Source organism: Micromonospora sp. ATA51 (assembly GCF_016802855.1).
GTDB classification, from domain to species: Bacteria; Actinomycetota; Actinomycetes; order Mycobacteriales; family Micromonosporaceae; genus Micromonospora; species Micromonospora sicca.
Genome location: NZ_JAEVHJ010000332.1, coordinates 1 through 7043, shown reverse-complemented (window position 1 = coordinate 7043; position 7043 = coordinate 1). Strand labels below are relative to the sequence as shown.

Annotated in this window: 9 protein-coding genes and 1 pseudogene; 7 read left to right on the top strand and 3 right to left on the bottom strand. The window is 74.3% G+C overall.

All coding sequences use genetic code 11. The features are described 5' to 3' along the window. Positions 1-148: type IV toxin-antitoxin system AbiEi family antitoxin domain-containing protein (locus tag JNW87_RS41770; protein WP_375373574.1), on the bottom strand; the 148-nt coding region annotated here is incomplete at its 3' end. A 42-nt stretch (positions 149-190) separates the two neighbouring features. Between JNW87_RS41770 and JNW87_RS32020 the strand changes: the two are divergent. From JNW87_RS32020 to JNW87_RS31995, 6 genes and pseudogenes are all read left to right on the top strand, one after another. Next, a pseudogene (locus JNW87_RS32020) lies at positions 191-727 on the top strand (Na+/H+ antiporter subunit E); the annotation flags it as partial. Beyond that, positions 724-987, top strand: coding sequence for a monovalent cation/H+ antiporter complex subunit F (locus JNW87_RS32015; RefSeq protein ID WP_109799645.1), 264 nt, complete (start codon positions 724-726; stop codon positions 985-987). The pseudogene JNW87_RS32020 and the gene JNW87_RS32015, both read left to right, overlap by 4 nt. Continuing rightward, positions 987-1316: a monovalent cation/H(+) antiporter subunit G gene (gene mnhG / locus JNW87_RS32010; protein WP_109799644.1), complete on the top strand. Its 330-nt coding sequence runs from the start codon at positions 987-989 to the stop codon at positions 1314-1316. Before JNW87_RS32015 ends, mnhG begins: the two co-directional genes overlap by 1 nt. A gap of 161 nt (positions 1317-1477) precedes the next feature. Then, positions 1478-2830 carry a hemolysin family protein gene (locus JNW87_RS32005; protein WP_109799643.1) on the top strand — a complete coding sequence of 451 codons (1353 nt, stop codon included), beginning with the start codon at positions 1478-1480 and terminating at the stop codon, positions 2828-2830. Continuing rightward, positions 2827-3891 (top strand): hemolysin family protein, encoded by a 1065-nt coding sequence (locus tag JNW87_RS32000; protein ID WP_109799642.1) that lies wholly within the window; start codon positions 2827-2829, stop codon positions 3889-3891. Before JNW87_RS32005 ends, JNW87_RS32000 begins: the two co-directional genes overlap by 4 nt. A gap of 54 nt (positions 3892-3945) precedes the next feature. After that, positions 3946-4869 carry a sporulation protein gene (locus tag JNW87_RS31995; protein WP_109799641.1) on the top strand — a complete coding sequence of 308 codons (924 nt, stop codon included), beginning with the start codon at positions 3946-3948 and terminating at the stop codon, positions 4867-4869. Positions 4870-4880: 11 nt separating this feature from the next. Here JNW87_RS31995 and leuE read toward each other — a convergent pair whose 3' ends face one another. Further along, positions 4881-5549 (bottom strand): leucine efflux protein LeuE, encoded by a 669-nt coding sequence (gene leuE / locus JNW87_RS31990; RefSeq protein WP_109799640.1) that lies wholly within the window; start codon positions 5547-5549, stop codon positions 4881-4883. Next, positions 5549-6793, bottom strand: coding sequence for a bifunctional pyridoxamine 5'-phosphate oxidase family protein/GNAT family N-acetyltransferase (locus tag JNW87_RS31985; RefSeq protein ID WP_109799639.1), 1245 nt, complete (start codon positions 6791-6793; stop codon positions 5549-5551). Before JNW87_RS31985 ends, leuE begins: the two co-directional genes overlap by 1 nt. 38 nt (positions 6794-6831) lie before the next feature. Here JNW87_RS31985 and JNW87_RS31980 point away from each other — a divergent pair. Beyond that, on the top strand, positions 6832-7043 hold a 212-nt coding region (locus JNW87_RS31980), incomplete at its 3' end, for a GntR family transcriptional regulator (protein WP_238454956.1).

The window sequence follows — 7043 nt, the reverse complement described above, 5'->3', positions numbered from 1 at the left end:
GCGCGTCATGTCGCCGGTAGAGCCCCCGTCCGACAGGCTCGATGAGCCCGTGATCGCGCAGCCGGTACAGCTGCCGCTCTGACAGGCCAGCTTCAAGAGTCCGCCGCCGGCCCGCGGCGCCGGCCCGTCCGGTCCGCCGCCGGGTCACGACGGCGCCCGACCGGCGGCATTCCGGCGCGGCGGCCGGTGGCGGGACCAGGCCCTCGCCCTCGGCTGGCTGGTGCTGACCTGGCTGCTGCTCTGGGGGGACGTGACCTGGGGCAACCTGCTCGGCGGGCTGGTCGTCGGCGCCGCCGTGCTGATCTTCTTCCCGCTGCCCCCGGTCACCTTCGGCGGCCGGCTCCGCCCCCGGGCGCTGCTCGTGCTGGCGGTCACCTTCGCCGGTGAGTTGGTGAGCGCCAGCGTCCGCGTCGCCGCGATCGCCGTCCGCCCCGGCTACCGGCCGCGCGGCGCGATCATCGCGGTGCCGCTGCGGGTCCGCACCGACCTCAACCTGGCGCTCACCGCCGAGGTGATCTCCCTGGTCCCGGGCACCCTCATCGTCGAGGTGGACCGGGACCAGGGTGTCCTCTACGCGCACGTGCTCGACGTCCGCGGCCCGCGGGACCTGACCGCGAGCCGCGACCGGATCCTCGCCGTCGAGCGGCGCCTCGTCCGCGCGATCGGCTCGCCCGCCGAGGTACGCCAGCTGCGCACCGAACCCGTCGACCGGAGGAAGAACCCGTGACCACGCTCCTCGCCGTCGTGCTGACCGTGCTGTTCTCGGTCACCGCCCTGCTCGCCCTGGCCCGCATCTACCGGGGGCCGTCCCTGCTGGACCGGGTCGTCGCCGCCGACCTGCTGCTCTCCACCATGCTCGGCGCGGTCGGCGCCGAGGCGGCGGTCAACCGGCACGCCACCACGCTGCCCGTGCTGGTGGTGCTCTCCCTGCTCGGCTTCGTCGGCTCGGTGGCCATGGTCCGGTTCGCCGTCCGCGAGGAGGCGTGATGGGGGTGCTCGCCGACTGGCTCGGCGCGGCCTGCCTGACCGCCGGGGCCCTGCTCAGCCTGGCCGCCGGGATCGGCGTGCTGCGCTTCCCCGACGTGCTGGACCGGATGCACGCGGCCACGAAGCCGCAGGTGCTCGGCGTGCTGCTGCTGCTGGCCGGGGTGGCGCTGCGGCTGCGTACGCCCTCGGACCTGGGCATGCTGGCGCTGGTCGTGGTCTTCCAACTGGCCACCGTGCCGGTCGCCGCCCAGATGGTCGGCCGGGCCGCGTACCGGTCGGGCCGGGTCGACCGAGCCCTGCTCGACACGGACGAGCTGGCGGGGCGCTGACCGGGTGGAACCGGACAACTGTGCCACCCTCAGCGGGCGTCCAGGCAGCGCCGATAAAATGGGCAGATGATCGACTCCTCTGCCCAGGAGGGCAGCAGTAGCCAGCCGGGTCATGCCCGGCATCTCCCCGCCCCGACGACCCCGGGAGCCCTGAACCTCCCGTGCTGATCGTCGTGGGTCTCGTACTCATCATCGTGCTCACCGCCGCCACCGGTTACTTCGTGGCCCAGGAGTTCGGTTACGTCGCCGTGGATCGCGGCAAGCTCAAGCAGCTCGCCGATTCCGGCGACGAGGCCGCCGCCCGGGCCCTGGCGGTGACCGGCCGGCTGTCGTTCGTGCTCTCCGGCGCTCAGCTCGGCATCACCGTGACCGCCCTGCTGGTCGGTTACGTCGCCGAGCCGTACCTGGGCGCCGGGCTGGCCGACCTGCTCGGCCTCGCCGGGGTGTCCACCGCGGTCAGCCTGCCGCTGTCGGTGGTGCTGGCCCTGATCATCGCCACCGTGGTGCAGATGGTCCTCGGCGAGCTGGCGCCGAAGAACCTGGCCATCGCCCGCGCCGAGCCCCTCGCGCGGGCGCTGAGCCGGTCCACCCTGATGTACCTGAAGCTGGCCGGCCCGGTGATCACCCTCTTCGACCGGTCCGCCGTCCGGCTGCTGCGCCGGCTCGGCATCGAGCCGATCGAGGAACTGCCCGGCGGCGCCACCCCGGAGGACCTGGAGCAGATCATCGCCGAGTCCCGCGAGGAGGGCAGTCTCGACGCCGCGATGTCCGACCTGCTCGACCGGGGCCTGGACTTCCGCGAGCTGACCGCCGGGGAGGCCATGGTGCCCCGGGTCGACGTGCACACCGTACGCGCCGACGAGCCGGTCAGCCGGGTCGTCGAACTGCTCGACACCGGCCACTCCCGCTTCCCGGTCCGCGGCGCCGAGGGCGTCGACGACCTGGTGGGTGTGGTCGGCATCGCCGACGTGCTCGGCGTGCCGCCCGCCGAGCGGGGGACCACCCGGGTCGCCGCGGTGGCCGTTCCGCCGCTGCTGGTGCCGGAGACCCTGCCGCTGCCGACGGTGCTGGACCGGCTCCGGGTCGGCCACCGGCAGCTCGCCTGCGTGGTCGACGAGTACGGCGGCTTCGCCGGCGTGATCACCCTGGAGGACATCGCCGAGGAGCTGGTCGGGCCGATCCGCGACGAGGACGACCCGCCGGAGCGGGCCCCGGCGCGGCAGGACGACGGCTCCTGGGTGGTGCCGGCCCGCTGGCGGATCGACGAGGTCGCCGACAGCACCGGCATCGCGCTGCCCGAGGCCCCCGAGTACGACACCCTCTCCGGGCTGGTCATGCGGGAGCTGGGCCGGGTGCCCGAGGTGGGCGACCGGCTGGAGATCAGCCTCGCCGTCGACGGCGAGGAGCCGGACGCCGAGCGGGCCCTGGTCGAGGTGCTGGCCGTGGACCGGCACGTCGCCGACTCCGTCCGGCTCCGGATGGCCGGGGTCGAACGTGGGGAGCAGGCGGCATGAGCCCCGGGTTCGCGCTCTTCTTCTCCGTGGTGCTGCTGGCGCTGAACGCCTTCTTCGTCGCCGCCGAGTTCGCCCTGGTGGCCGCCAAGCGGTACCGGCTCGAGCACGAGGCCGCCGGTGGCGGGCGGGCGGCCCGCGCGGCGCTGGACGGCGTCCGCGAGCTGTCGCTGATGCTGGCCGGCGCACAGCTCGGCATCACGCTCTGCACCCTGGGCCTGGGCGCCCTGGCCGAGCCGGCGATCGAGCACCTGCTCAGCCCGCTGCTGCACGCGGTGGGCCTGCCGGACGCGGTGAGCCACCTGGTGGCACTGCTCTTCGCCCTCGGCCTGGTGACGTTCCTGCACCTGGTGGTCGGCGAGATGGCCCCGAAGTCGTGGGCGATCACCGACGCGGAGCGCTCGGCGACGCTGCTGGCGCTGCCGTTCCGGGCCTTCGCCCGGGTCGCCCGCCCGGTGCTCTCTGCGCTGAACGCGCTGGCCAACCTGGTGCTGCGACTGGTCGGCGTGCGGCAGCAGGACCAGCTCGCCATGGTGCACGGTCCGGACGAGCTGCGCATCCTACTGGAGCAGTCCCGCGAGCACGGGCTGCTCGGCGCGGAGCAGCACCGGATGCTGACCAGCATGCTGGAGCTCCAGGGCACCACGGTGGCGCAGGTGATGGAGCCGTTCGACCGGATCGTCACGGTCCGCCGGGACGACAGCGCCGAGCGGATCGAGCACGTCTCCCGGGACAGCGGCCGGTCCCGGCTGGCGGTGCTCGACGCCGGCGGCGAGGTCTGCGGCCTGGTGCACGTCCGGGAGGCGGTCCGGGCGGTCACCACCGGCCGGACGGCGACCGCCGGTGAGCTGATGACCCCGGCCTTCACCCTGCGCGGGGGGGCCTCGGTCAGCGAGGCGGTGGCGGCGATGCGGGGCCGGCAGGCCCAGCTGGCCCTGGTCAGCAACGGCGGCGGCCCGACCCGGCCGATCGGCTTCGTCGCCCTGGAGGACCTGCTCGAGGAGGTCATCGGCGAGTTCGACGACGAGACCGACCCGGTGCCGAGGGGCCGGCGCATGCGCTGATTGACCGGCCGCCCACGGGGAAAAGCCGTGCCAGGCGGCGACGGGGGGAGCGCGGTGCGGCTGACCGGGGTGTCCGCGCAGTCCGGCTGGACCGGACTGTCGGTGACCACCACCCTGACCAACCCGAGCACCCGTCCGGGGCTGCGCCTGCCGGGGCGGGTGACGCTCGCCGCGGGCGGCGAGGATGTACCGGTCCGGCACGTCCGGCTCGGCCTGGTCGCCCAGGCCGAGCCGGAGGATCCGGGCTCGCCGCGCCGCCTCGTGCAGTATCACCAGGTGCCGATCGCCGGCCGGTTCGTGGTGCCCGCGGGACGCCGCCGGGCGGTCGACTTCGCGCTGCCGCTGCCCTGGGAGACCCCGCCGACGATCTTCGGCGGGGTGCCGCTGATGGGCCTGCGCACCGGCCTGCGTACCGAGGTGTCGGTGGATCCGGACCTGGACCAGGGCGCGATGGTGCCGGTCTTCGTCCACCCGCTCCCCACCCAGCAGCACATCCTCGCCGCGCTGGAGACCCTCGGCTTCGTGCTGCGGCAGGCGGGGCTGCAGCAGGGCCGGCTGCCCGGGGTGGAGCAGACCCTGCCCCTGCACGAGCGGTTGGGCTACTGGGTGGCGCCGCTCTACGCCGGCCCGATCACCGAGCTGGAACTGATCTTCGTGACCAACGCGGCGGGGCTGGAGGTGCTGCTCTGGCTGGACCGCCGGCTCTCCCTGGCCGGGGTCACCCACCAGAGCATCAGCCGGTTCCGGGTCTGGCACGCGGGCCAGGACCGGCGGGACTGGGTGGCCACCGTGGACGGCTGGTTGCGGCACGCCATCAACCGGCACGCGGCCGCCGCCGCGCACGCCGACTGGTCCGGCGCGATCCGGGAGTCCGCCCACGTCAGCCGCCACCCCGACGAGCCGGTCGCGCCTGGGTACGGGCTGGGCGGCACGGCCGGCGGTGGCGGCATCGGTGGTGGCGGCGGTGACGGCACCTGACCGCCGCGCGGTCAGACCGAGGCGGTGGCGAGCTTGATGCTGAAGCCGAGGAAGAGGGCGGCGACCGCGGTGGTGCCCCCGACGGCGAGCCGGCGGCGGCGGTGGAACTGGGCGGCGAGGAAGGTCCCGGCGAAGATCAGCGCGGTCAGGTAGAGCGCGCTGGTCACCTGGGCGATCAGGCCGAGCAGCAGGAACGACAGCGCCGGCCAGGCGTACCCGGGGTCGACGAACTGGATGAAGAACGAGATGAAGAAGAGGATCGCCTTCGGGTTGAGCAGGCTGATCACCAGGGCCTTGCGGGACGGGCTGCGCAGCGCCGCCGGCTCCGCCGCGTCGATCAGCCGCGGCGCGGTCGGGTCGTTGCGGTCGCGCCAGCGCCGCCAGGCGCCGCGAAGCATCGTCAACCCCACATACCCGAGGTACGCCGCGCCGGCGTACTTGATCACCAGGAAGAGCGGCGGGTACGCCTTGAGCAGCGACGCCACCCCGGCGGCGGAGAGGATCATCAGCACCGAGTCGCCGACGAACACCCCGCCCGCGGCCCGGTAGCCGGCCCCCACCCCGCGCCGGGCGGCGGTGGAGAGCACGAAGAGCGAGTTCGGCCCGGGGAGCAGGATGATCGCCACGGTCCCCAGCAGGTACGTCCAGATGTCGGTGATGCCCAGCACGCCCGCCATCATCACGCCACCGATGCCGCCGGGCGAAGCCTTTCCCGCAGGCTGACCTGTGCGTTCGGCCACTCGTCGGCCAGCATCGAATAGAGCGCCGAGTTCCGCCAGGTGCCGTCGGCGCGGCGCCGGTTGGCCCGCAGGGTGCCCTCCCGGGTGGCCCCGAGCCGCTCGATGGCCCGCTGGGAGCGCTCGTTGAGCGTGCTGGTCTGCCAGGTGACCCGGATCGCGTCCAGCTCCTCGAAGGCCCGGGTGAGCAGCAGCAGCTTCGCCTCGGTGTTGATCCCGGTGCGCCACCACGCCCGGCCCAGCTGGGTGTAGCCGATCTCCACCGACCGCAGGTCCTCGTCGGGGTGGTAGTAGGAGGTGGTGCCGACCACCGCCCCGGTGGCCGCGCAGCGCTGCACCCACGGCACCCGGACGCCACGCTGGTGGTCGGCCAGCGCCGCCCGGACGTGGCCGGCCATCTCGGCCACGCTCGTCGGTCGGGGGCTGCCGACGTACCGCCACACCTCGGGGTCGTCGAGCGCGGCGAACAGCTCCTCGGCGTGGGCGAGGTCGAGGGGTTCCAGCACGACGTGTTCCCCGCGCAGCACCACCGGCTCCAGCCAGGCCGAGCGGGCCGGCCGCAGGTACGCCGGCAGCGGCGCGGTCACCCCGGGGGCCGGCTCCGGCAGCCCGGCGGTCAGCCGCAGCGGCAGCACCCCGGCCCAGTACGGCAGGTCGAGGTCCGCGGGGTCGTCGTTGACCCCGCCGGTGCGGGTCCGGACCGACACCTCGCGCAGCGGCAGCGCCAGCACGGCCGTCTCGGCGAGTTCCCGGCGGCTCGGTGGCCGGCTGTCCGCGCTGCGCCCGGCGGCGACCTTCTCGACCAGCGCGGTCAGCACGGCGGTCCGCTCCCGCTCGTCGGTGACCAGCCGGGCGGTGCCGTGGGCGACCACCGAGCGGTAGTTGGCGCTGTGGTTGAACTGGGAACGGGCGTAGACCAGCGCGTCGAGCAGGGTCACCGCGACGCAGACCGGCAGCCCGGCGTCGCCCCGGGCGGCGAGCAGCGGCCGGCTGCCGGTGGAGCCGTGCAGGTAGAGGGTGTCGTCGACGCGGACGTGCAGGGTGGGCAGCACCCGCGGCTCACCGTCCACGGTGAAGCCCAGCGCGCAGTGGTACGCCTCGTCGAGGACGGCGTGCGCGGCGGTCTGGTCGTAGCTCATCCGGTCGCGGGTGCGGCTGGCGGTGGTCCGTTCGGTGCGGGGGTACATGCGACATCCCACCTTTGTTCTAGTACAATCTGTGAACTGTGGCAGCACATTATCAGATCGAGGGGTCGACGTCGGCCGCCATTTCGGCCAGCGTGGAGGGTGGGATCCGCAGCGGGACACTCGCCCCGGGCGACGCCCTGCCCGCCGTCCGAGCCCTGGCCACCGGGCTGGCGGTGAGCCCGGCCACCGTCGCCCGGGCGTACCAGGAGCTGCGGCAACGCGGCCTGGTGGTGACGGCCGCCGGCACGGC